This is a genomic window from Paenibacillus sp. D2_2 (assembly GCF_031199965.1).
In the GTDB taxonomy this organism is placed as follows: domain Bacteria; phylum Bacillota; class Bacilli; order Paenibacillales; family Paenibacillaceae; genus Fontibacillus.
Genome location: NZ_CP133605.1, coordinates 1,042,360 through 1,067,044 on the forward strand (window position 1 = coordinate 1,042,360; position 24,685 = coordinate 1,067,044).

Sequence of the window (24,685 nt, forward strand, 5' to 3'; positions counted from 1 at the left end):
ACCTCTCCCTTATACTAGAATTTACATTTGCACATTTAGTAAATTTCCTATTTTATACACAACGTCATCTGTATCTGCATTAATGCTGGCAGCTTCGTTGATGCTAGAAATGTTCTGAAGCGCTTGAATGTTCGCATTATATCCAATGGTGTATATAGGGATTTTATAGGTCTCGATGAGTCCACGGATATCTTTGAGAGAATGGCCTTCATTGGTCTCTCCGTCGCTAAGCACGAAGATAAGCGGCTTCACATCTGGGTTAGCAGCGACTTGATCCTGCAGCATCTTCATTGCGATTACGATTGCATCGAAGGTGGCTGTTCCACCGCCAGCCTGTAGACTGTTGACGGCACCGACGAACATCGATTGCTGATTCGTATCATAGACGCCGATAGGTAAATTGATCGTTACATTGTCAGAGTAAGAGATGAGGCCGATGCTGTTATCTCTGCCTAAAAATTTCTGACCTTGCAACAGCGATTCCTTCAATTTATTTAACGATTCTCCGTCCATGCTACCAGATACATCGGCTACGAAGACTGCGGCAATCGGCTTGTTGCCGTTCTTCTTCTCCTTCCATAGCTTCTGAGCGGCTGATAGGATGTTACCGTCAACCGGTTAAGCTCTGAATGGTAATCTTCTAAAATGTTGAAGCCTTTGTCCTTGCCCAGATTTTGATATTTATCCTGCTTGGCAAACTTGGCGAATTCCTTAATAATATCTAGCTTTTCCTGTGGCAAATCGCCGAGTGCATAGAGCGGACTGTCGTGTCTTACACCAAAAGGAGTGAACACATAACCGCCCTTCATATCAGCCGCATTCGCATAGAGCTGATACTCAAGTACGAATGAATCCAACGCTCCTGTCTTGGCTGCATCGCGCATTTGCAATGTCGTGGAAGCGATGAAGGGAACATTGGCCTGGAATCTCTCGAATCCCTGGACAGCTGTGTCTCCTAGCAGATCGGAACTGTCAAACGTCGAAAGCGCAGTGATCAGGAAATTAAGTCCTGTAGAGCTGGCAAAAGGGTCCGTATATCCCATAGACAGCTCATTATCCGCTATCGCATCCGTAATTGTCTTTACGTTGACGGAGCCGTACTTTTCCACAAGCTTATCGTACTTCGCCTTACTGGTCACAATTCCGGCGACATTACCGACAAGTCGCTCCGTCACCAAATCGGCCTTAATCCCTTGTGCCTTGACCATCTCACCCCATAGTTCATTGGAAGGAGTGAAGGCATCTGGTATATATTTACCGGATCTGATGTAATCTGTAGCGGTACCTGAGGCAATATTGCGGATTTTCACAGATACGGTTTGGCCGTTAAGTGATATATTGGCTTTGTTGAATTGATCCGCAACTTCATTCAGCCAGTCATCGGACCCTGTCCCAGATTTCTCGGGGAAGAGAAGATCTCTACGAAGCTATCCGTTGTATTGTTCACAGTAATCGGGAACTTCGAAATATCGGGCAACGAATCAGCGATATCGACCGGATCAAGATCTATCTGCCCCTTTACTGGACCTGCGTTCGTTACTTTAATTTTGCTATAAAGTTTATCCAGCCGCTTGGAGGCATCTTCCGTAGTGATTTGTGTCTCGGATTTTCCGATATTGGAGGTCAAATTGATCCCGAAATAGACTAGAGCAAATACAACTACAGCTATAATTGCTAGAACTACAAATGATTTTCCTTTTCTCGCCATTCTCATCTCCCCTTCATTGCTTATAGAATTTAGTCTGGTTAATTAGTGCATCAATCTCCTTCATGCAAGGCATATCTTCGACATCCTTATAATCTGTGCTGCCTAACTGTGTGATCTCCAGTAGAAGCTTATCGAGCTTAAGAAGAATCTCTTCATTCGCGCCAATGTAGCCTCGGATTGATGATATATATTCATCGTATAAGAGCTTCTTCTCCTGAATCAGCTTACCCGAGAAGCGTGAAGAGACTTGTTGATTAGCCAGGGTAGAGAATTCCGAAGCATCAAATACGCTTAATTTGTTAAGCAGTCCTCTTACATTGAGATAAAATAGCTTCTCAACTTCATTGATCACGGAATTAAATTTCTTATAGCTCAATTCGGTCTGATCAAACCGTTGTCCAAGAACCTCCATCAGAGTTTTTTCTTCTTTTCGATGCGCTCCAGTTGGTCAAGGGACAGTACGATATCGGTCTTCAGAGCAGTGATGCTTCTGTAGCGATTCAGTGCCTCTATGTAATCCTCATGTATAATTATGTCTTTAACTGGTGTTGATGCAGGAGGTTTAAACAGTAGGCTATAGCTTCCGTTCAGCAGGACGAGGAAACTGATGACCAGCAGCGTTACGCCCAGGGCCGTCTGAAGAACACTGTCTCCGCCTATCCGCAGACCTATTAGGCCCGGGGACAGCACGGCAACATTCAGGAGTACAACTCCGATAATAAGCCCTAACAATTTGGGGAGCTTTGAGTTGTTCAAATTCTCACTTCCTTTGCTAATACCTAGATTATTGCGACCCATGAAGGGCTATGTCGCAGAGCTTTTTATTAATTTTAGCAGATAATAAGTTCGATGGCTCCTAAATCTTTCTAATGGAGGTGCATTCAGGGGCCTGTGTCAGTTATTACGTGGGTAGGGGATAGTTGTTTCATAAATTTTCACTCTTTTAACGGATACGTTTGAACATTAGAAGCAACAATTGTGGTTTTTCGCGACTTTGGGCAGCAAAAGAGGCGTCTCTAAGTCGGAAAATCGACTTTTGAGACAGCCTCTTTGCTTCCTTAATTTATGAGGATAGACACTTCTGAATCAGCTCTCAAACGGCTTCATATTAAGCGTATCGACTTTCTCGCCGGTAATATCGATGCCCATCCGCTTCGTAATATCACGATAGTGGCCGGCACGGCGTTGCACCGGACTTCCCTCGGTCTCTCCGAGGTTAGCTTCCAATCCGTTCAACACCATAATTGTGATACCAAACCCCGGACTGTCTAGGCCGAGCGACCTCTCCTGTGCATTCGGCTTCCATCTGCCGACCATGACGTCATGTGCAGACGGCTTCGGTACTTGCGGTGTCATCCAGAACAGAATTGCGGTCATATAGCCGATTTTACCGTCGGCGGCCACAATCTCCGGATTATCGAGCAGGACGCTCTTATCCCCATAAATAATTGAGCTGAACAGACCGTAATTGAAGTTCCAGCTTAACATGATCGGGCCGCGGCCATAATAACGCTTGCCTGATGTTCCTGGGAACAGTTTGGCGCTGGCTGGATCGACGAAAGCATCCATATCGGCACCGGTTCTCCCGGCGATATTCTCATTCCAGAATAGTCCCATTTAAGTGGACCGCCAGGTGCGGTCGCCCATCCACCGCCGGTCTCATGTGACAGGTTGGCAAGGAATGCAGCCAATTCACGCTTGCGGTCTTTCTTGAAACCTTCCTTAAGGAAGGTCCCACAATCGACGATGACCGTATCGATCGGCTTGATCTTGTTCGCTACTGAATTGAAGTCGTCTGAGCGCAGTACAAGCGTCTCGACCTTGGCCTCTTTATCCAGCCTGTAAATTTCTTGAGCGGAGGTCCCTGTACGGGTGCTGATTTTTATCTTAATATTTGAGACTTCCGCAACTGCACTTATTAGATTATCATAGGAGAAATAGTCACTTTGGTCGGCTTTGTAGTATTCTTTGCCTTCAGCTACTTTGAACCATTCCTTGGAGCCGAGCCGATAGGGGAATAGATCTTCGAAATCTTGCTTAGTGAGGAGAGCTTTTACCGCTTCAATCGCTTTGTCCGGCAAATAGTCAGGATCAAGGTCATCCCATTCCTGGGCAATATCTTTACGGCTTAACAGATGGTTCTCACCAACTGATAGGGGGCTTCCTTCGTACTGAACTGGGTGGATAAGGGGCGAGGAGGAGGCCGGGTTGCCTGCCGCCATCTTGGTAGTTAGAGAAATCGAATCTGAGGCGTATGCCGAGAGTGGAACAATCAGCAGTGAAGTACCTAGAGCGAGAGTGATTGCAGGACGCAATGCCTTGTGGATCAGCGGATACTTCCGAATGGACATGCGCATTCTCCTTTTTTTATTTTATTTGGATAACGCTTACATGGTAGCAATAGGCATTTTTTTTGTACATAGGCGAACTTGCCCATAGAGACCATCGTATGAACCAGTCGGCGAGTATAAATGAAGAGGGAGAATGACTATCAGCAGGGAAGTTATTGTAGAATGGAATCGCCATTCGTGTCGAAGCAATGTATTGTCATTCCAGGGGACTAAGCCCTCGATATTATGCTGGTGAGGACTTCTATAGGAAATTAGGACGTGGGATAAAATCTTATTCTAACAGGAGAATATCTTCTATTTTCCACTCCAGGTACACCATCTTATGAATAATTGTTATGATATATGGAGAGAGTGCGACATTAAGTTCATATTCCTAGAAATTATAATTGATAAAAAGTAGGTCATTCACATGGATCGAGATAAACAAAGATTGAGTATTGAAGCAGCAAAATTATATTATTTATCGGACTATAGCCAGATCGATATAGCGGCTAAGCTAGGGTCTCCCGTCCGACGGTCTCCCGATTGCTGCAATATGCGAAGGAGCAAGGCTATGTGCGTATTGATATCTCTGATCCGTTGGAGGATTTGAATGCGCTTGGCGTTAGGCTCAAACAGAAATATGATTTGGAAACGGCGCTAGTGTGCTACTCACCAGTTAACGAGTACAAGGAGATCCAGAGGAGTATCAGTAAGGTCGCGGCCGATTATTTGCATGAGACGGTCCAGGATACGGATATTATTGGAGTTACCTGGGCAGAACGATGCATGCTGTTGCGCTTAAGCTTCAGCAGAAACAGGTTCGAGGAGTCGAAGTTGTTCAGCTTAAGGGAGGAATTAGCCATTCACACGTCAATACGTATGCGGCGGAGACGGTGAACCTATTCGCTACCGCTTACCATACGATTGCACGATATTTGCCGCTCCCTGTTATATTCGATAGTGTGGCGCTGAAAGAAATGGTGGAAAAGGACCGCCATATTCATCGAATCATCGAGCTGGGCAGACAGGCGAATATCGCAGTATTTACGGTCGGCACAGTGAATGATGATGCGCTCTTGTTCCAGCTAGGTTATTTCAGTGAGGAAGAGAAGCAGTTGTTACAAACGAAGGGGATCGGCGATATTTGCTCGCGTTTCTTCGATGCCGAAGGCAAGCTGTGCAGCGAAGAGATTAACAATCGGACAGTTGGCATTGATTTGTCGGATCTGCAGAACAAGGAAAAATCAATTCTCGTTGCTGGGGGGCAGCGTAAGATTGACGCAATTCGTGCTGCGCTTATTGGTAAATACGCCAATATTCTGGTGACTGATCAATTCACAGCGCAAGCTTTGTTGTAATTGGTTCAAAAAGAGCGGTTCAGCACCGAGAAGGTTGGATGAAGCTAGGGTTTGAGGAGCGGAGCGTACGTAGTTTGTACGTGAGCACCGGAAACCCGGCTAAATTCAAGATTCGATGCCGAATTACTTCTTGATTGACTTCGTGATCAAAAGCGGACTTTTTGAACTTCCTCTGGATCCTCGTTAGATTATGGAGTTGGGGCTATCGCTTCGGCCGTGTCTAATGGGGATTTTTTGTATGGTTTTTGTACAAAATACTGGAGCAGAATGTGTTTATAATGTGTGTGAACAAAATTTCAAGGTTGTATTTACATTTGTTCAAGGCGCATGTTATGATACTCATGTAGTAAATCATGTAATTCAGTAGTAAATATATAAATGAAGAATAGAGAGGGTGTACGGTATGAACATAGCACGTATGATCGACCATACGTTATTGCGTGCAGATGCAACTCAAGCAGAGATTTCTAAATTGGTGGATGAAGCGAAGCAGTATCAATTTGCTTCTGTGTGTGTGAATCCAACATGGGTATCTTATAGCGCTGAGCAGCTTGCCGGTACAGAAGTGAAGGTATGCACGGTTATCGGGTTCCCACTTGGTGCAACGACCTCCGATGTGAAAGCGTTCGAGACGAAGAATGCGATCGAGCGTGGAGCAAACGAAGTGGACATGGTGATTAACATCGGTCAATTGAAGGACGGCAATGATGCATTCGTACAGCAAGATATTGAGGCTGTTGTAAAAGCGGCTTCGGGCAAAGCACTTGTGAAGGTTATCATTGAGACCTGCTTGTTGACGGACGAAGAGAAGGTACGAGCTTGTGAATTGTCGGTTAAAGCAGGTGCTGATTTCGTGAAGACTTCGACCGGATTCTCCACAGGCGGCGCGACACCTGAAGATATTGCATTAATGCGGAAAACAGTAGGCCCGAATGTGGGAGTAAAAGCATCTGGTGGTGTTCGCAGTCTCGAAGATGTGAACAAGATGATCGAAGCGGGTGCGACTCGGATTGGTGCCAGCTCGGGCGTTAGTATCATGAACGGAATAACTTCTACATCTTCTTATTAATAAGAGTTCAAAAAGATCGATTTTCAGTTTGAACTACTTCTATTTAAATAACGGCGTGCTTCACTGGATGCTCAACACTCCATTCTAGCACGCCTTAATGAGGAGGATCCGCCATGAAGGATAAGTTGATTCAAGAGGCATTGGAAGCACGTAAGCAAGCATATACACCGTACTCACATTTTCAAGTCGGAGCAGCGGTATTGGCAGACGGCGTTATTTATCGCGGGTGCAATATTGAGAATGCATCTTACGGTCTGACTAATTGTGCTGAGCGAACTGCCGTGTTCAAGGCTGTATCGGAAGGCAAGAAGAAGATTGAAGCTGTCGCAGTTGTTGCAGATACGGAAAGGCCGGTATCGCCATGTGGAGCCTGCCGTCAGGTACTTGCAGAGTTTTGTGATAGCGATACCAAAATTTATTTGACGAATCTTCATGGTCATACGGAGGAATGGTCGATGTCCCGCTTACTACCTGGAGCATTCTCTGCTGCGGACATGGATAAGGAGATATGAATTTCATCTCCTTTATGCATTTTGTAAGCGGTAACAGGAAAACACTAATTTAATAAATCAAACATGCACAAGCGCGGGAGGAACATCATGAAATATGTTATTGCGATAATCGGTCTGCTTGCAGTCTTTGGCCTCACTTACATCACGAGTAAAGATCGGCGTAACATTCGCTATCGGCCGCTTGCGCAACTGATCGTTTTACAGGTCATTCTTGCCTTTCTTTTACTCAATACCAGTGTCGGCGAGTTTCTGATTAGAGGCTTTGCCTCGATATTCGAATCCTTGCTCGCTTATGCCGCGGAAGGCGTCAACTTTGTGTTTGGTGGTCTTGCTAATGAAGGACAAGCACCGTTCTTCTTGACAGTACTGCTACCCATCGTAGTTATTTCCGCGTTAATCGGAATTTTACAATATACGAGGATATTGCCGTTCATTATCAAGTATATTGGTCTAGTGTTAAGTAAAATCAACGGTATGGGTAAATTGGAATCCTATAACGCGGTTGCCTCTGCGATTCTGGGACAATCCGAGGTATTCATATCCGTGAAGAAGCAGATCGGTTTATTACCGGAGCGTCGCTTGTATACGCTATGCGCATCCGCGATGTCAACGGTATCTATGTCTATTGTTGGCGCTTATATGACGATGATTGAACCAAGATATGTCGTTACAGCGCTGGTATTGAACCTGTTTGGCGGATTTATTATCGCCTCGATTCTGAATCCATACAGAGTGTCCAAGGAAGAGGATATTCTCGAGGTGCAGGAAGAGGAGAAGCAATCCTTCTTCGAAATGCTCGGCGAGTATATTATGGATGGATTCAAAGTGGCGATCGTCGTTGCCGCCATGCTGATTGGCTTCGTCGCGTTGATTGCTCTCGTTAATGGCATTTTTGGCAGCATATTCGGAATTACCTTCCAGCAGCTGCTAGGATATGTATTCGCGCCATTCGCCTTCCTCATGGGTGTACCTTGGAAGGAAGCCGTTGATGCGGGAAGTATTATGGCTACGAAGATGGTAGCAAATGAATTTGTAGCTATGCTGGATCTGGGCAATATGACGACGTTATCTCCGAAGAGTATCGGGATTGTCTCGATCTTCCTGGTCTCCTTCGCAAACTTCTCATCGATCGGTATTATTGCCGGAGCTGTGAAAGGTCTACATGAGAAGCAGGGCAACGTTGTAGCGCGTTTTGGTCTGCGTCTATTGTATGGCGCGACGATGGTAAGCGTATTGTCCGCTATCGTAGCTGGTATCTTCCTGTAAGCAAATTTTCAGGATGTTTGTATTAACGAACAAATTAGTTTACCTTTAAATGTAAAGGGAGGTTCCAGCGTGTCTGCACCGAGGTGGTGTGGTGCGGACTCCTGTGAACCGTTCGTTTACTTTTTGAACGACCTCTTTAAAGATGAATATCCATGGAAGGGGATTAACAACATGAAACCATTCAAACGAATTCACCTAATTGTGATGGACTCGGTAGGTATAGGAGAAGCTCCAGACGCTGCGCAATTTGACGATGTAGGGGCGGATACGTACGGGCACATCGCTGAGCAATGTGGTGGACTGAATATGCCTAATATGGCGAAGCTAGGATTGTCTAATATCCGCCAGATACAGGGGGTAGAGGTGGCGGACAAGCCGATGGCTTATTATTGTAAAATGCAGGAGACTTCCCGCGGTAAGGATACAATGACAGGTCACTGGGAGATTATGGGCCTTTATATCGATACTCCGTTTCGCGTGTTTCCGGACGGTTTCCCTGATGAACTGATCAAACGGATTGAAGAGAAGACCTGGCCGCAAGGTTATTGGAAATAAGCCAGCCAGCGGTACAGAGATTATTAAAGAGCTCGGGAAGAGCATGTGAAGACCGGAGCGTTAATTGTATATACGTCTGCTGATTCTGTTCTACAAATTGCTGCTCATGAAGAGATCGTTCCACTTAAGGAATTGTATGAGATTTGCGAATTTTGCCGTGAGATCACAAGAGATGATCCTTATATGCTGGGAAGAATTATCGCCCGTCCGTTCGTGGGTGAGCCTGGAAACTTCACGCGTACGTCAAATCGCCATGATTATGCGCTCAAGCCTTTTGGCCGCACGACGATGAATGAGTTGAAGGATCAAGGTTATGATGTTATTGCTCTGGGCAAAATTTCCGATATTTATGACGGTGAAGGTATTACGAAGGCGATCAGAACCAAGTCTAATATGGACGGTATGGATAAATTGGTCGCTACATTGGATGAGCCATTTAATGGACTTAGCTTCATTAATCTGGTTGACTTCGATGCTTTGTTCGGACATCGCCGCGATCCGCAAGGCTATGGCCAAGCGCTGGAGGAATACGATGCTCGCCTGCCAGAGGTATTCGCTAAGCTAGGTGAGGACGACTTGCTCCTGATTACAGCGGACCATGGTAACGATCCGACTTACAAAGGAACGGACCATACGCGGGAATATGTACCGTTATTGGCTTACTCGCCGCGATTCAAAGACGGCGGACGCGAGCTGTCGCTGCGTCGTACTTTTGCTGATATCGGCGCTACTGTTGCGGATAATTTTGATGTTACACTTCCGAAATACGGCGAGAGCTTTTTGGCTGATTTGAAATAAATGATCATTGGAGGAACGAGAAATGAGTGTACACATTGGTGCGAAGCAAGGCGAAATTGCAGAGACGATATTACTTCCAGGGACCCGCTACGAGCGAAATTCATCGCTGAGACCTATTTCGAGGACATTTCCTGCTACAACGAAGTGCGAGGAATGCTGGGATTTACCGGAACCTACAAAGGCAAACGCATCTCGGTGCAAGGTACAGGCATGGGGATTCCGACTACGAGCATTTATGTCAATGAACTTATCAGTGAATATGGCGTGAAAAATTTGTTCCGGGTAGGAACCTGCGGCGCGATGCAGGAGCATGTACATGTACGCGATGTTGTGCTTGCACAGGCATCCTGTACAGACTCCAGCATGAACCGTCACGTATTCGGCGGATATGACTTCTCCCCGATCGCTAGCTTCCCGCTGCTGAAGGCAGCTTATGACAATGGCGCTGCCAAAGGGTTAACGCAGCATGTTGGTAACATCTTCAGCTCGGATATGTTCTATCGCGATGATAAATCCATTGTACAGAAACTAATGGATTATGGCGTGCTTGCAGTGGAGATGGAGACTACTGCTCTGTATTCTCTGGCTGCCAAATACGGTGTTAATGCATTAACGATTCTGACCGTTAGTGACCATTTGCTGACTGGGGAAGAGACAACGTCGGAAGAGCGTCAGACGACCTTCAACGATATGATGGAGGTTGCTTTGGAGACAGCTATTTCTCTATAAGATATCGTCAATACAACTTTAAATGTTGAACTAAAGAAAGAGCAGGGATTAGGCAAGAGGGTGAAATGATTCTGGAGAAGCGTAGCGTTCGCCTTTGTGAACGGATTTCTACCTTGTTGGATTCTAGTAAATCAAAGAAATCTGTGAGCAACAGCGATCGGAAGAACATTACACCCGGCTGCCTTCTTCCGTACAATCATTAGTTCAACATTAGTAAGAGCTTGGGACATACATCAGGACATACAACAATACTCTTGGAGAGCGAGGAAATCGATAATGAGAATGGTTGATTTGATTGCGAAGAAACGGGACGGCAAAGAGCTGACGACAGAGGAGATCAACTTTATTATTGAAGGTTACACGAACGGGAGCATTCCGGACTATCAGATGAGTGCCTTCGCGATGGCTATATTTTTCCGCGACATGACGGAGCGGGAGCGGGCCGATCTGACGATGGCTATGGTGAATTCCGGGGATACAATTGATCTGTCGGCGATCGAAGGCATTAAGGTGGATAAGCACTCTACCGGCGGCGTGGGCGACACAACGACCCTGGTTCTGGCGCCACTCGTTGCTGCATTGGATATTCCGGTAGCGAAGATGTCTGGACGTGGACTTGGACATACAGGTGGTACAATCGACAAGCTGGAATCGATCGAAGGCTTCCATGTTGAGATCAGTAAAGACGAATTTGTGAGCTTGGTCAACAATCACAAGATCGCAGTAATCGGCCAGACGGGCAACCTTACCCCGGCAGACAAAAAGCTGTATGCATTGCGTGATGTTACGGCAACCGTTAACTCGATTCCGTTGATCGCTAGCTCCATTATGAGTAAGAAGATTGCAGCCGGATCGGATGCTATCGTACTTGATGTGAAGACAGGCGCAGGCGCCTTCATGAAGACACCGGAGGATGCGAAAGAATTAGCGCATGCGATGGTTAGCATCGGTAACAATGTCGGACGCAAGACGATGGCTGTTATCTCGGATATGAGCCAGCCGCTTGGCCGTGCGATCGGTAACTCCCTGGAGGTACAGGAAGCGATCGATACACTGCGCGGTCATGGACCGGAAGATCTCGAGGAACTGTGCTTTGCTCTTGGTAGACAAATGGTGTACCTCGCCGGTAGAGCTTCTTCGTTAGAGGATGCAGAGGAGCAACTGAAGGAAGTCATCCACAACGGTAAAGCATTGGATAAGTTCAAGGAATTTATCGCGAACCAAGGCGGTGATCCGGAGGTTGTAGATCATCCGGAGAAATTGCCTCAGGCCGCTTACCGGATCGAGGTTCCTGCACGTGAAGACGGCATTGTAGCCGAGATCGTTGCCGACGAGATCGGAACGGCAGCTATGCTACTTGGCGCAGGCCGTGCAACCAAGGAATCTGAGATTGACCTTGCTGTTGGTCTGATGCTGAACAAGAAGATCGGTGACGCCGTGAAGGCGGGCGAATCGCTGGTAACGATCCATGCGAACCGCGAGAAAGTAGACGATGTTATCGAGAAGATCTACGCTAACATCCGCGTCGCTAATCATGCTGATGCACCGGTGCTGGTGCATGAGATTGTGACGGAGTAACAGCGGGGAAACGTTTATTAGTAACCTCTAGGCTCCCAATGGGATACAAAGACACGCAAGCGCGAAAAGCGAGCAGAATACAGGCAGTTAGCCTGGCATTCTGCTCGCTTTTTCTTTACTTTGCTATTATTGCGCATTGTTCCTAGGCGAGGCGTGGTGTTCGCTGCATGACGGAGGTCGGTCGCTAGCTGGCTTATCGCTAGAAACGCTAACGAAACTGTGACACGCTATTGCCGCGAAATCGAGGCAATTATAAGTCTAACGAAACTCCATAACGTTATTCGGCTCCAAAACAGGCCAAAACCCTGCAAATTTGTGAAATAACGATATCCTGTTTCGTTAGAATTTTTTAGCATCCAATTTTGCCTGAATAGCGATTGTCAGTTTCGTTAGAGTTCCGTTAGAGTGCAGGGGTTCTTCATAGAATGTCGATCATCCATCTATACGGAGAGAATATTGTATTTCAGAGCGTACATTCAGCATATAGAAGCCTGGCTATGTTGCAAATGGTTTGTATATGATTTGTCGTATTCCTCTATAGATACATAGATTTAAAGCCTGCTATAATATATAAAGCTACTAGTAAAAATACAAAGAAGGTAATTCAGCATGATGAAAATCGACAGATTAGAGGTCGAGAAGGAACTTCGCAGGTTGGTTGGGGCGAAGGTTTATGTGCATAGTGAGGCGACATCGTATATGTTCGTTCGCAATTTTTCGGTACAGTTGACGGAGGCTCATATTGCCGGGGAAGGGACGTATCGTGTGGCACTGCGATTCAACGGAGATGGCTGGCTTCGAATGGAGGCACTTACCGATTACGAGGTGGATGATCAGGGGCGGTTGCTGTTGGCCGGTTTTGATGACAAGGGAAGAATGGATGTCGCTCTCCATTTGGGAAGGGAGGCTTTCCCAGAATGAGCAGTCATGATCAAGAAGAGTCCCGCAAGCTGCTGCTGGTACTCGCGCACCCGGATGATGAGACTTTCATCTGCGGAGGAACTCTTGCTAAATACGCAAGTGAGGGAGTTCAGATTACACTTGTCAGTGCAACGAGAGGTGAGATGGGACGGCGCATGGGGAATCCCCCTTATCTAAATCGGGAGACGATTGCCGCAGCGCGTGAGCGGGAGCTACGTAATGCCTGTGACTGTCTTGGTATTCAGCAGCTGCAATTTCTGGACATTCGCGATAAGACGGTGGAGTTCATCGATGAGGAGCAATTAATTTCCCGGATTGAGGGGATTATACACGATACCACTCCTGACGTCGTACTCACTTTCCATGAGACGCTAGGAGGCCACCCGGATCATTGCGCGATCGGCAAGGTGACTACAGCGGCATGCCGTCGAGCTGGTAAGCAGGACTCTTTATACTATATATCGTTTGGTAATAGAATGGAGCGGCCAGAGCGCTATGGATATACCCGGAACGATATTGTAAAAATCGATGTGTCCGCTCATTTAGAAGCGAAGTTGGCTGCATTCCGTGCGCATCGCTGTCAGTCAGAGATCGACGAATGGGTATGGCAGCCAGATCATGAGGCGCTGGCCCGTTTTGGGGCATCTGAGTATTTTATCCAAGCGGAGCCACTGTCTTCGGACCGCCGGAATCCCTATGACTTATTTCACGAATAAGAGGCCTTTTTGGCCTCTTTTCTACGCGAAAATGTTGTTTTCATGATAGTTCATGTATATCACTTCATTCTTTCAACAAGAGTGGTATAATAGGACGGCATAACCCTTTTTTAAGAGAAGAAGCAATTGGACAGAAATAATGCCAAAGAAGTGATAATGCGATGAATAGTGCCAGTACCATGTCTAGCTTCAAGCGGAAATCGGTATTTCTGCTGAATAAGTATTTTACGGGGGAAGTCCTCGATTATAAACAAATTATAGCGATCATTATTCCAATCCTGGTTGACCAGGCTTTTATTATTTTGATGAGCTTATTGAATACAGCAATGATCAGCTCCTCCGGGGTCGCTGCGGTTAGTGCCGTGAGCATGGTCGATTCGCTGAATATTTTCCTCATTAACGTGTTCGTCGCTGTGGCTACCGGCGGAACGGTCATAGTGGCGCAATATAAGGGCAGAGGGGACAATGAGATGGTCTCTAAATCTGCCGCTCAAGCTATATCTGCGGTAGCGATTATATCAGTATTCATCAGTGCATTTGTCGTTATTTTTCATGTACCAACTATAAATTTGCTGTTTGGTCGAGCGGATGCGGACGTGCTTCAGAGCGCGAAGATTTACTTGATCGGCAGCTGTATCTCTTACCCGTTCATAGCTATATTTCAAGCGGTTAACGGAGCACTTCGTGGCGTAGCAGAGACCAAGGCATGTCTCGGTCTGTCGTTGATCATGAACATTACTTTCCTGGTTCTGAACGTGTTGTTTATCACGGTTCTAGACATGGGGGTAATGGGGCTGATTATTTCAATGCTAACGGCTCGGATATTGGGTATGGTTACTTCGCTGATCTATTTGCTGAAATACAACCAGACACTGCGTTTCCGTATCCAGAATGCTATTCGGTTGAATTGGTCCATTTTGAAGAAAATTATGATCATTGGGGTTCCGTTTGCAGCGGAGCAGATGTTCTTTAACGGGGGTAAGCTGTTAACGCAGACCTTTATCGTACAGCTAGGAACATTGGCTATTACAGTGAATGCGATTAGCGGCTCCATTTCGCTACTTTTCCAGATTGGGGCCAACGCTTTGAGTATCGCTGTTGTTACCGTAGTTGGTCAATGCATCGGACGAAGGAATATCGCTGACGCCAGGAAGTATGTTAAGTCATTCCTCGGATTGTCTACTGTTTTCTTCATAATTGCAGATATCATTCTATTGCCGTTGTTCCCGTTAATCGTCAGACTGTTCTCCCCACCTGCGGAGATCATACCGACGATCTTCCAGTTAACCGTTCTAATTGCTATTGCACAGCCATTGTTCTGGTCGTTTAGTTTCATTACGCCATCGGCGCTGCGGGCTGCTGGTGATTCCAATTTCACCTCGATCTCCTCGCTGCTCTCGATGTGGCTGCTTCGTGTCATACTAGGGTATTTGCTCGGAATTACATTTGGCTTCGGAATCATGGGGGTATGGATCGCCATGGTTACGGAATGGGTCGTTCGGGGCTCGATGTTTATGTGGCGTTTCAAAGGCGAGAAGTGGTACAGCCGTAAGTTGATTTAATCGGAACGCCTGTTATGGATTGAGGTCATCTGTAATATTTTATTCTCTCATAATTGCAAAGTCGCTGATGCTCGGATTAAGGGCATCGGCGATTTTTTTGATTTCTAGGGGTTGAACCTCCAGCTACTGGAGGTTGTATGCTTGGTTCGAGCAAGCAGCAAGAACAGTATACAAGGAGGTTTTATATTTATGAGATCTATTGAAATGGTATTAACGATCTTAAATGTTTTATTGCTCGGTTGGATCATATTTGCGAGAACCAAGACACAGCGAGGACTGCTCATTGGATTTGGTGCTTCTGCTATTGTCGTACTGGTGCATGGGATCGTTGAAGGCATGCGTTGGCAGATGATCCCGGTCTATGCCTTGACTTTGCTCCCAATTCTGGTGTTGGCATGCAGGCGGTTATTCAAACCGTTGAAAGAGAAGGATGGCAATAAGAAAAGATCACGTATTCGATGGATATTCACGATGGTTCTGGCCGTACTATATTCAGCTATCGCCATCGCGCTGCCAATATTATTGCCAGGTCTTCACATTCGAGCAGCCTACAGGCCCGTATAAGGTTGGTACGGTTACTTATGATTGGAAGGATGAACAACGGGAAGAGACCTTTACATCGGATCCTGGTGATAAACGTGAGTTGATGGTGCAGATCTGGTACCCTGCCGATTCACAGGCAAAAGGCCGTACAGCACCTTACATTTCAAACGCGGATGTTTTCGCCGAGGGATTCAGTACGATTCTGAATCTACCGAAGGCTTTGTTCACAACGTTCGGCTATGTGAAGACGCATGCTATCGAGTCTGCTGAACTGTCTCAGGAGGAATCGACCTATCCAGTACTCTTGTTCTCCCATGGATTTAGTGGACACAAGAATCAGAACACCTTCCAGGTCGAGCAGTTAGCAAGTCATGGTTATATCGTGGTTGGGATCGACCACACATACAGCAGCACAGCATCTGTCTTTGCAGATGGTCGGGTGGCTCCTTATGTGCAGCAGGATTTGAACTCAGGCACCTACCTGGATCAAGCCAATCCTGGATGGGTAGAAGACGCGAAGTTTGTGCTCGATCAAGTGGAGAAGCTGGCGAAGAACGATCCCGATAACCGGTTACAGGACGAATGGATCTGCAGAATGTGGGGATGTTCGGTCATTCCTTTGGCGGAGCAACGAGTACGCAGATGCTCATGGAGGATGAGAGGATCAAAGCAGCCGTGAATCTGGATGGCATCTTGTACGGCAAGCAGCGGATTCCGGCAGGAGGGTTAGAGAAGCCGTTCCTCATGATGAGTGCGGATGGATCGCTCAATAGCGTGCAGCTAATTGAAGAACCCGAACTCAGACAGATGATGGAGGAACTGATTGCACGGTACGAGCATGTAGACGAAGGCGGCAACTACTGGATGAAGCTCAATCATATGACGCATATGGGCTTTACGGATTTGTACCTGCTCTCGCCACTGTTTGAGGAGATGGAGGGCGTGGATGTACGGCAGGCTCACCGACTTATTAACGCGTACTCCCTGGATTTTTTCAACCATTATTTGAAGCACCAGCCATTGCAGCTGCTAGAGCAGAACATCGGTGAACATCCGGATTTCACTCTGCAAAAAGGTTAAGTCACATTGGACATTGGAATCATTGAGGGCGCTTGGCCCTCGATGGTTCGCTTAGTTCTGCCGAAGCCTCCATTGGATGCCCTGATACAAAAGGAGGTTCCCTTTATACAGCTGGTGGTACTGTGGACTGATGATGGCGCATAACGTATTGCACCGTTCCAGATGCTTGGTCTGGGTGCTCTCGAAATATTCGACATAATGTTGGAAGAAGTCTTCATCAGGGTCAATCTGATCTGAATTCGTGTAGAGCATGGCCATATCTTCCACAATGGACTGTACAACCTTGCTGCCCGCAGTACATTTATTCTTCCATGCATGATTCAACCGATCATGAATATGCTCCAGTTTATTTCTCCAGGTAGCAGCATTATAGCGAGGCTGTTGCACAATCTGTGAGAAACCCAGCTCGACTTGCTTGAGATCCGCGATAAATTGAGGATCGTTCATGAGATCTTGCAGTTCCTGCCAGGCGGCTGCCTGCTTGGCCGAAGTCTTGGGATGATGGACGACGAACTTGTTGAAATGATATAAAGAGGGTCTCTCCACTCGCTCGGGATGCCCTCAAATAGATTCGCCTCCTCAACTTTATCCGCGATAAACTGTTTACGATTCTCGATATTGATGGTCCGAGCGTTCACTAAATCGTGGATGTAATGGAGTGAATCGTCACCATGCGCCTCTGCTTGACGCAAGATGGATATCATATTCGCGATTGTGTTCGCCTGTGTCTCCAGGGACTCGATCTGCCACGCCAGCGCTTTCTCCACGGTTAGTTCTCCCGCAATTAACTGATGAATCTCGTCGATACCAAAATCTAAGTAACGCAATGTGGTAATGAGTTCTAAACGCCATATATCATCTACCGAATACAGTCGATGCCCGCCTTCCGTATATTCAGTAGGTTTGAGCAGTCCGATTTCGTCGTAGTAACGGATCGTTTTGACGCTAGACCCAGTCATTTTTGCAACTTCGCCGATAAGATATTTCTTGCCCACATGATACCCCCTGTTTAAATCAGATTATGTACGTCGATTCAAAGGCCTCCAGTCTTCTACGTTATTATCCTTGATTCGTTCCAGTATACACCTGTCCTTGCGGTTTGAAAAATGAGTGTTGAATGTCCCCTTAGGGGAGGTTTTATGCTTGGATTCAGCAAGCAGATGGAACAGAAAAGAGGAGGTTTTATTTGTTATGAGGACTTTTGAAATGTTGTCCGCAATCTTGAATATTTTATTGCTGGGTTGGTTGATATTCGCCAGGAACAGATCACAGCGAGGATTAATCCTAAGCGCCGGCATTTCAGCGCTATTCGTACTGCTGCATGGGCTTATTGAAGGCATGCGGTGGCAAATGATTCCGGTCTATGGGATTACGCTTATTCCGATCGTGCTCCTGACCGTAAGGCATTTTAGCAAATCAAAAAAAGCAGAAAAGAAAACATCCCGAATCCGATTAACTCTGATAACGGCGTTGGCTGTACTTTACTCCTGCATTGCCGTGGCTTTGCCGCTCTTGCTTCCGGTATTTTCCTTTGAGAAACCGACAGGTCCATACAAAATAGGAACCGTATCCTATGCTTGGAAAGATGAGGGGCGGGAGGAGCTCCATACACCCGAACCAGGCGATAAACGAGAGTTGATGATACAGATTTGGTATCCAGCGAGTGAAGGCGCGAGGGGAAAAAAGGCACCTCACGTTCCTCACCCGGATATTTTTGCAGGGGAATACAGCGCAGCTTTGCATATGCCAAAACTACTGTTTACGAGCATGGGCTACGTCAAAACGCATGCGATTGAAGCGGCAGAATTATCGGATCAGGAACAAGCTTATCCGGTACTTATTTTTTCGCATTCTTTAAACGGGATGAAGAATCAAAACACATTCGAAATTGAGCAATTAGTTAGCCATGGTTATATCGTGGTGGGCATTGATCATACGTACCGGAGTACGATATCGGTGTTCCCTGATGGCCGTGTTGTGCCTTTTGTTCCTCAAGAGAGCAATACCATAGACTATCTCGATAAAATCAACGAGGAATGGGTGGAGGATGCAAAGTTTGTGCTCGATCAAGTCGAGAAACTCGCCAAGAGTGATCCAGACCATCGATTTACAGATCGGATGGATTTGGAGCGCATCGGTATGTTTGGTCATTCCTTCGGAGGGGCAACCACCACGCAAATGCTTATGACGGATTCACGAATCAAAGCAGCGATCAATATGGATGGTGGGCTATATGGCAAGCTTCGGATTCCGGCCGATGGATTGAAGAAGCCGTTCCTGTTGATGAGTGCGGACGGTTCTCTGGCTGGCACTACGCATATGAGCGACGAGGAAATCGCTTCTGAAGGCAGAACACGGAAGGAACTGGACAAGTTTTTTGCGGATACATTTGCTCGGCAAGCGTCCGTAACCATAGGCGGCAACTATTGGATGACCATCAAAAACATGAAGCATATGGGTTTTACAGATATGTATTTGATGTCACCATTATATAAGAAGATGGAGGGCGTCGATGTAAGAAGCGTACATCAGTTGATTAACGATTACACGCTGGATTTCTTTGACCATTATTTGAAGCAACAGCCGCTTAAATTACTGGATCAGAATATCGGTGACCATCCGGAGTTTTCATTGCAGAAAGGCTGAGGGCTGTTTGCCCTCGGCTTTTTTTGTTGATTACAGCTGCTTAAGTTTCCATTGTATACCTTGCAGCAATAACTCGTTTCCTTTTGCGAACAAGCGGAATTTGGGACTCAAAGTAGAACATAGTGTGCTGAACCGTTCGATTCGTTCTGTTCTCGGATGCTGCGAATATTCGGCAAAGTAGCGAAAAAAATCCTCCTGGATCACGGATTGTCCAGAGCTCGCATATAGCATGGCCGTGTCCTCGACAATCTTTTGAACGTAAGGACTTTCGGCAGATTGCTTTTGCATCAACGCCGTATTTAACCGATTGTGAATTTCTTCAAGCTTCTTGACCCATCTTGCTGCATCATAATGAGGACGCTGGACCATGTTGAAGAATAGAAATTCATGGTTTTTAAGGTCGGCTATAAACTGAGGATCGTTCAGGAGCTCCTGCAATTCATGCCAAGCAATCGTTTGTTTGGCCGATATTTTCGTTTGATTGATAATATGTTTGTTAAAGTTGTACAGAAATGGGTTTCTCCATTCCACCGGAATGCCCTCTAACAATTGGGACTCTTCTACTTTTTCAAGGATAAATTGCTGGCGTTTCTCTGTGTTGACGGCTCGCGTGGTCACCAGATCATAAATATATTGCAAGGAAGTCTCTTCCTGCTCCTTCGCTTGCCGCAGAATGGATAACATATTCGCGAGTGTGCTCATTTGTGTCTCTATAGATTCAATCTGCCAGTCGAGTGCGTTGTCCAGCGGTATCTCGCCAGAGAGCATCTGTTTAATCTCATCGATCCCGAAATCCAGGTAACGCAGGGTTGTAATTAGCTCTAAGCGCCATAGATCGGAAGATGTGTACAACCGATGTCCGCCCTCCGTATATTCTGTGGGCCGAAGCAGTCCGACCGTGTCATAGTAACGGACGGTTTTGATGGTAGTTCCGGTCATTTTTGCGGCTTCTCCGATGGAATATGTCTTGTCCAATGATGACACCCCCTGTTGTATTATACGACCTGCGCCCCATAACGGAGGTAAGGCTATTCTGCTATGATATAATAAATATACCTATAAAAGGAAGGTTTCTACATAGAGAGATAGGGAGAGGATCGGATGAAGAGAAGAATTCCCCTGCTGTTTAATCTGGTGTTTTTTATTCCGACCATTATTTTAAGTATTATGGTTTGGGTGGATTACACGGATCAACTTGATGCTAACTTGAATAGGGAGCTTACATCCGAACGAGAACTGTTCTTTCTGGACCGTGGCAATAAAGTTCTTGGGATCACGCATGATGATGATAGCGGACTGAAGGGTGAGCTTTACGATGTTAAAACAGAGAAGCTTATTAAGGAGATGCCCCTCTATTCTAATATACATAGCCAGATCGTATCAGCATATCAAAATGGTCGCTTGATTCTGGTGACGAATAATGCTGAAGACCAGCTTGAGATGAATATGATCGATTCTGAAGGCGGCGTGCAAGAACTGGCTCAAGGAAACCTGGAGTTCTCTGGATTTGTAAATAATAATGTGTTCTCCTGGCGGGGGAAAGTGATAGCCATGGGGAAGAGGGGGATAAAACTCCCTATATTGCAGAGGTCAATCAGGGGAGACTACAGAAGGTTGATCTGAAGGATGAGAACCTGCTACCATCTAGACCAACATATATGCGGCCGGTTCAGGGGAGCTTCGAGAGCAGTGCGGCTATGCCGATGTTCGAAGTAGATCTTCATGATGGCAGGACGGCATATGTGAGCGGGGTGCTGAACGATCAAGGGCTTCCACTAACATATGTCCAAAAGGATGAAGAGAACTCGTTCGATGCAGAACACCGTGCTGCTTACCAATTTGCAAAACAGTATAACTGGGACCAGACTAGTCTGCTTAAAGTGGATTCCGAATATCCCGAGCAGGTCCGATATTATGATGCGGCAGCAAAGAAATGGGGCACTGTACTGCCAACTCCGATGCCAGTGTACCAGGCGAAGCTGTATCTGCTGAACGATGAGGAGACCCTGATTGCTGGCTCCAACACGAAGGATGAGGCAGAAGGGCACGTTCTTGGATATCTGTACAATGAAAAGACGAAGCAATTTATGGATGTATCGGCGATCGTGTCAATACTTTCTTACGACAATCTGAGTGATTCGAAGCTGCATTTCTATAAGGATGCCGGAGACGACATATTGTATTACTCCAACGCGTCAGCTTCTACCGCATGGATGAATGTGCGTGAGGGAGCGTTCGGACTTCTCTACCAAGAGAAAGTCCAGCAATGGCAGCATCATAGGGAAGAAAACCATAGATCCTTCCAAACCTTTCTGAATTACTTCAAGCAAGGAGACGGCCTAATTATCAACTGGGTAATCTGGATCATCATTCCGCTCGTTCTGTTCGGTGCATTGGCCATTTTACCGCCGATATTGCGGGTGAAGCATAGACGAGGATTAGAACAGGGGATTACCCTCACAGGAACGATCACGCAGATGTCCGAGACAGGAACGTATATCAACAACCAGCCACAGATTCGTTTCATTGTACGTTTCCAGGATGAAGGCCAGACGAAGGAAGTCGCGATTAAGAAGGTCATTTCTCATATAGACCGTATACAAGTTGGGGGTCAGATTCTCATTAGTTATAACCGCAACAAGAACAAAGCTATAATTCTTAATACAGCGGATGTGGTGGAAGATGAGAAGCCGAATACCATTGAGAATGCAGTGCTGACTAAGATTGATTTTATTGGAAAAGCGCAGCGGGGAAGTGCACTGATGCTTCATTTTGAAGATGCTGGCAATGCATATTCTGTTCCTGTCACACAGGCGGCAGGGTTCGAATACCGAATAGGGGAGAGGGCATCGCTAATCCAGATTGGAGGGCTTACTCGTCTGCTCGAATATGGAAGTGTATCGACACGAGCCCGGAGTACGGCGGAGAGACTTACACTTCAGGGGGAGATTACACGAATTCAGCCGTGCGGGGTTACGATTCAAGATCGACAGTTAATGGTGCTTGAGGTGCTGATCAGTCATGGACAGGAGCGGATCCGCAAGGTGAACAGTGAGTTCGTACCTCGGGGCTTAATGTGCAGGCTGGCTCTATCATCCAAGTATCTGTGAGAAAGAGGAGCTTGATAGAGAAGTGCGTCTGCTTCAAGGAAGACATGGAGGCGGGAAGGTGACATCCGTAGAATTTACCGGTACGACCGGAGACCGCCCGTTAGCCCGTATTACTGTCCAGCGAGGAGACGACGAATATCTGATCGAACAGTCGATCGAACCCGTGTATGGGGTTGAAATTGGGGATGAGCTATGGATCGCCTATGATGAGCATAAGCGTGAAGCAGTTATTGTGAATTATGCTGTGAATTAAATCCTGTGTATGAGACTGGGGAGGGGATGAACATGGATATTTCAAATGCTGTTCGCCTGTTGAAATGCCACGCTTTTGCGCATGATGATGTGGATTTGCCAAAAGCAGAAAATGGGTTCCTGGGCTGTCTCCGGCCGTTCCAGGGTGAGCTAAAGGAAGCAAATCTGCATGAAATGATGGTTGTTATTCGCGCGCTTGCCGCTAAGCTTGGGGAGCCTGCGCTAGATCGTGAGATTATATCTTGCTTGTGGACTATTTGTAAGCTTGGACGTGCCTGGGCGGTGGAACCAGAAGGGATGCTGCGTTCGAACGGTTTGATTACCGATGAGCAAGTAGAACGTATGGAGAATTGGCTTGATTTGATCTCCTATGCCGTTATGACTTTGCTAGATAACGGCGGCGAGGAAGAAGCATTTTGGGGCTATCACGAATATGTCTCAGAGCAGCTTGAACCGCTGATGGCAGAGCTTGATGATTTGCTTCAGGAGAAAGTAGTAGAGGCTGAAATCCAGGAGCTGCATGGCGAGTACAAGGAGCGGGTAGGAGCGGATGAAGAGAGACTGGCCGCGTTTGAGAGGAAATTCGATGTGCTACTGCCTGAGGATTTCCGCAGCTTCTATCGCCGCAAGGACGGCAGTGGATATGCGTTTCACATTTTATATCCGGGGGATGCCGAAACGGAAGAGTGTGTTCCTTATTACTTAATGTCCCTGGATGAAATGGAAAAGACCAAGGGCTATTTCTGCGAACGGGATGAGCTGTTGGCACAGTATTATTCCGAAGAAGAGATTCAGGAGCTAGCCCCGGAGATTAAGCCTTATTTGTTTTATAGAAAATGGTTTCCGTTTGCGACGATGGCTGGTGGCTCTCTATATTTAATGCTTGACCTTGATCCTTCCGACCAAGGCACATATGGGCAGATTATCAGTTATGTGCATGACCCGGATTTTGTCTATTATGTTGCCGGTTCCTTTACAGATTTGCTGCGCGAGTCGAACCGGAATTTGAGTCTGATGGATGAAATCGAGTATTAAGCCAGAGTGTAAGAAGCATCTGAATCGCTGGTGATTCATAGCTTGATGGAACTGGAACGTCTTATTTGCAGGAGATCGGAGGCGGCGGTTTATTATGAAACAGATTATTGTGGACGAAATTTTGAAAATCGAGCAGGAGCACCAAGTCAAGGTTTTGTTTGCCGTGGAATCGGGCAGCCGGGCTTGGGGATTTCCGTCGCAAGATAGTGACTATGATGTGCGGTTCGTCTATATTCATCGGCCAGAATGGTACTTGTCTATTGATGAGAAACGGGATGTGATTGAGCTTCCGATTAATGAACTGCTAGATATCAATGGCTGGGACATCAGAAAAGCGTTGAAGCTATTCCGTAAATCGAATCCGGCTCTTATGGAGTGGCTCGTGTCGGATATCCAGTACTATCAGGCCTATGGGTTCAAGAAGAGTTGCTTGCGCTAAGAGATCATGTCTTCTCTCCCCAAGCTTCGGTCTATCACTATCTACATATGGCGAAGGGGAATTTCCGGGAATATCTACAGGGCGAGCAGGTAAAGATCAAAAAATACTTCTACGTGCTTAGGCCGATTCTTGCTTGCCAATGGATTGAGAAATACAATACGAGTCCGCCGATTTTGTTTCAGGAGCTGGTTCGGGATCTGGTGACGGAGCCACAGCTGCGGGAAGCCATTGAGGATTTACTGAGCAGAAAACTAGCTGGAGAAGAACTAAATCTTGAGCAGCGGGTTGATGTTATCAACGAATTTGTTGAACGGGAGATTGAGCATATAACCGAGTATGCCAAATCGGTACAAGCCGAACTTGAAGATCCAACAGAGCTTCTGGACGGGCTGTATCGGAAGTATTTGCAGAACGTATGGGATGTTGGATGAGCATCTATTTTCAAAGTTCAATGGGTCAAATGAGAGAATACCAA

22 protein-coding genes and 5 pseudogenes are annotated in these 24,685 nt (G+C 46.5%); 19 read left to right on the top strand and 8 right to left on the bottom strand.

The genetic code is table 11. From position 1 onward, the window contains the following. Window positions 1-21: 21 nt before the first annotated feature. The 5 genes and pseudogenes from RE628_RS05110 to RE628_RS05130 form a co-directional block, all read right to left on the bottom strand. Window positions 22-1,708, bottom strand: a pseudogene (locus tag RE628_RS05110) (VWA domain-containing protein). A gap of 13 nt (window positions 1,709-1,721) precedes the next feature. Continuing rightward, window positions 1,722-2,120 carry a hypothetical protein gene (locus tag RE628_RS05115; RefSeq protein WP_309157719.1) on the bottom strand — a complete coding sequence of 133 codons (399 nt, stop codon included), beginning with the start codon at window positions 2,118-2,120 and terminating at the stop codon, window positions 1,722-1,724. Next, window positions 2,120-2,506 carry a hypothetical protein gene (locus RE628_RS05120; RefSeq protein WP_309157720.1) on the bottom strand — a complete coding sequence of 129 codons (387 nt, stop codon included), beginning with the start codon at window positions 2,504-2,506 and terminating at the stop codon, window positions 2,120-2,122. Before RE628_RS05120 ends, RE628_RS05115 begins: the two co-directional genes overlap by 1 nt. Before the next feature lie 288 nt (window positions 2,507-2,794). Next, on the bottom strand, window positions 2,795-3,196 hold the full coding sequence (locus RE628_RS05125) for a chitinase (protein ID WP_309157721.1): 402 nt from the start codon (window positions 3,194-3,196) through the stop codon (window positions 2,795-2,797). Next, a complete protein-coding gene (locus tag RE628_RS05130; protein WP_309157722.1) occupies window positions 3,190-4,059 on the bottom strand; it encodes a glycoside hydrolase family 19 protein in 870 nt (289 codons plus the stop codon). Before RE628_RS05130 ends, RE628_RS05125 begins: the two co-directional genes overlap by 7 nt. 409 nt (window positions 4,060-4,468) lie before the next feature. Here RE628_RS05130 and RE628_RS05135 point away from each other — a divergent pair. From RE628_RS05135 to RE628_RS05195, 13 genes and pseudogenes are all read left to right on the top strand, one after another. Then, window positions 4,469-5,399: pseudogene (locus RE628_RS05135) on the top strand (sugar-binding transcriptional regulator). A gap of 403 nt (window positions 5,400-5,802) precedes the next feature. After that, window positions 5,803-6,468: a deoxyribose-phosphate aldolase gene (gene deoC, locus RE628_RS05140; RefSeq protein ID WP_309157723.1), complete on the top strand. Its 666-nt coding sequence runs from the start codon at window positions 5,803-5,805 to the stop codon at window positions 6,466-6,468. Between the two features lie 113 nt (window positions 6,469-6,581). Next, window positions 6,582-6,980 (top strand): cytidine deaminase, encoded by a 399-nt coding sequence (locus RE628_RS05145; protein WP_309157724.1) that lies wholly within the window; start codon window positions 6,582-6,584, stop codon window positions 6,978-6,980. 87 nt (window positions 6,981-7,067) lie between these two features. Continuing rightward, on the top strand, window positions 7,068-8,246 hold the full coding sequence (locus RE628_RS05150) for a NupC/NupG family nucleoside CNT transporter (protein WP_309157725.1): 1,179 nt from the start codon (window positions 7,068-7,070) through the stop codon (window positions 8,244-8,246). A 171-nt stretch (window positions 8,247-8,417) separates the two neighbouring features. Continuing rightward, window positions 8,418-9,599 (top strand): annotated as a pseudogene (gene deoB / locus RE628_RS05155) (phosphopentomutase). Window positions 9,600-9,621: 22 nt separating this feature from the next. Next, window positions 9,622-10,328: pseudogene (deoD, locus tag RE628_RS05160) on the top strand (purine-nucleoside phosphorylase). A gap of 276 nt (window positions 10,329-10,604) precedes the next feature. After that, window positions 10,605-11,906 (top strand): pyrimidine-nucleoside phosphorylase, encoded by a 1,302-nt coding sequence (locus RE628_RS05165; RefSeq protein WP_309157726.1) that lies wholly within the window; start codon window positions 10,605-10,607, stop codon window positions 11,904-11,906. A 609-nt stretch (window positions 11,907-12,515) separates the two neighbouring features. Next, complete coding sequence (locus RE628_RS05170; RefSeq protein ID WP_309157727.1) at window positions 12,516-12,827, top strand: DUF1806 family protein; 312 nt, start codon at window positions 12,516-12,518, stop codon at window positions 12,825-12,827. Further along, window positions 12,824-13,543 carry a PIG-L family deacetylase gene (locus tag RE628_RS05175; protein ID WP_309157728.1) on the top strand — a complete coding sequence of 240 codons (720 nt, stop codon included), beginning with the start codon at window positions 12,824-12,826 and terminating at the stop codon, window positions 13,541-13,543. Before RE628_RS05170 ends, RE628_RS05175 begins: the two co-directional genes overlap by 4 nt. 161 nt (window positions 13,544-13,704) lie before the next feature. Next, a complete protein-coding gene (locus RE628_RS05180) occupies window positions 13,705-15,105 on the top strand; it encodes an MATE family efflux transporter (RefSeq protein WP_309157729.1) in 1,401 nt (466 codons plus the stop codon). 189 nt (window positions 15,106-15,294) lie between these two features. Further along, window positions 15,295-15,669: a hypothetical protein gene (locus tag RE628_RS05185; RefSeq protein ID WP_309157730.1), complete on the top strand. Its 375-nt coding sequence runs from the start codon at window positions 15,295-15,297 to the stop codon at window positions 15,667-15,669. Continuing rightward, complete coding sequence (locus RE628_RS05190) at window positions 15,596-16,327, top strand: alpha/beta hydrolase family protein (RefSeq protein ID WP_309159371.1); 732 nt, start codon at window positions 15,596-15,598, stop codon at window positions 16,325-16,327. The genes RE628_RS05185 and RE628_RS05190 overlap by 74 nt, the downstream gene beginning before the upstream one ends. Further along, entirely contained in the window at window positions 16,252-16,728 is a 477-nt protein-coding gene (locus tag RE628_RS05195; protein WP_309159372.1) for an alpha/beta hydrolase, read from the top strand. The genes RE628_RS05190 and RE628_RS05195 overlap by 76 nt, the downstream gene beginning before the upstream one ends. Before the next feature lie 51 nt (window positions 16,729-16,779). On the opposite strand, the gene RE628_RS05200 is transcribed toward RE628_RS05195, so the two are convergent. After that, window positions 16,780-17,175: a hypothetical protein gene (locus RE628_RS05200; protein WP_309157731.1), complete on the bottom strand. Its 396-nt coding sequence runs from the start codon at window positions 17,173-17,175 to the stop codon at window positions 16,780-16,782. Beyond that, window positions 17,172-17,687: a MerR family transcriptional regulator gene (locus RE628_RS05205; protein ID WP_309157732.1), complete on the bottom strand. Its 516-nt coding sequence runs from the start codon at window positions 17,685-17,687 to the stop codon at window positions 17,172-17,174. The genes RE628_RS05200 and RE628_RS05205 overlap by 4 nt, the downstream gene beginning before the upstream one ends. A gap of 232 nt (window positions 17,688-17,919) precedes the next feature. Between RE628_RS05205 and RE628_RS05210 the strand changes: the two genes are divergently transcribed. Next, entirely contained in the window at window positions 17,920-19,374 is a 1,455-nt protein-coding gene (locus RE628_RS05210) for an alpha/beta hydrolase family protein (protein WP_309157733.1), read from the top strand. Between the two features lie 30 nt (window positions 19,375-19,404). Here RE628_RS05210 and RE628_RS05215 read toward each other — a convergent pair whose 3' ends face one another. Next, window positions 19,405-20,349 carry a MerR family transcriptional regulator gene (locus RE628_RS05215; protein WP_309157734.1) on the bottom strand — a complete coding sequence of 315 codons (945 nt, stop codon included), beginning with the start codon at window positions 20,347-20,349 and terminating at the stop codon, window positions 19,405-19,407. 126 nt (window positions 20,350-20,475) lie between these two features. Between RE628_RS05215 and RE628_RS05220 the strand changes: the two genes are divergently transcribed. The 5 genes and pseudogenes from RE628_RS05220 to RE628_RS05240 all read left to right on the top strand — a co-directional run bounded on the left by RE628_RS05220 (window position 20,476) and on the right by RE628_RS05240 (window position 24,641). After that, window positions 20,476-20,997 carry a hypothetical protein gene (locus tag RE628_RS05220; protein ID WP_309157735.1) on the top strand — a complete coding sequence of 174 codons (522 nt, stop codon included), beginning with the start codon at window positions 20,476-20,478 and terminating at the stop codon, window positions 20,995-20,997. Window positions 20,998-21,032: 35 nt separating this feature from the next. After that, window positions 21,033-22,484 (top strand): hypothetical protein, encoded by a 1,452-nt coding sequence (locus RE628_RS05225; RefSeq protein WP_309157736.1) that lies wholly within the window; start codon window positions 21,033-21,035, stop codon window positions 22,482-22,484. 58 nt (window positions 22,485-22,542) lie between these two features. Then, window positions 22,543-22,737, top strand: coding sequence for a hypothetical protein (locus tag RE628_RS05230; RefSeq protein ID WP_309157737.1), 195 nt, complete (start codon window positions 22,543-22,545; stop codon window positions 22,735-22,737). Between the two features lie 32 nt (window positions 22,738-22,769). Beyond that, the gene (locus tag RE628_RS05235) at window positions 22,770-23,771 is read left to right on the top strand and encodes an SMI1/KNR4 family protein (protein ID WP_309157738.1); all 1,002 of its coding nucleotides are present in this window, start codon (window positions 22,770-22,772) and stop codon (window positions 23,769-23,771) included. Between the two features lie 94 nt (window positions 23,772-23,865). Beyond that, window positions 23,866-24,641, top strand: a pseudogene (locus RE628_RS05240) (nucleotidyltransferase domain-containing protein). Window positions 24,642-24,685: the final 44 nt, after the last annotated feature.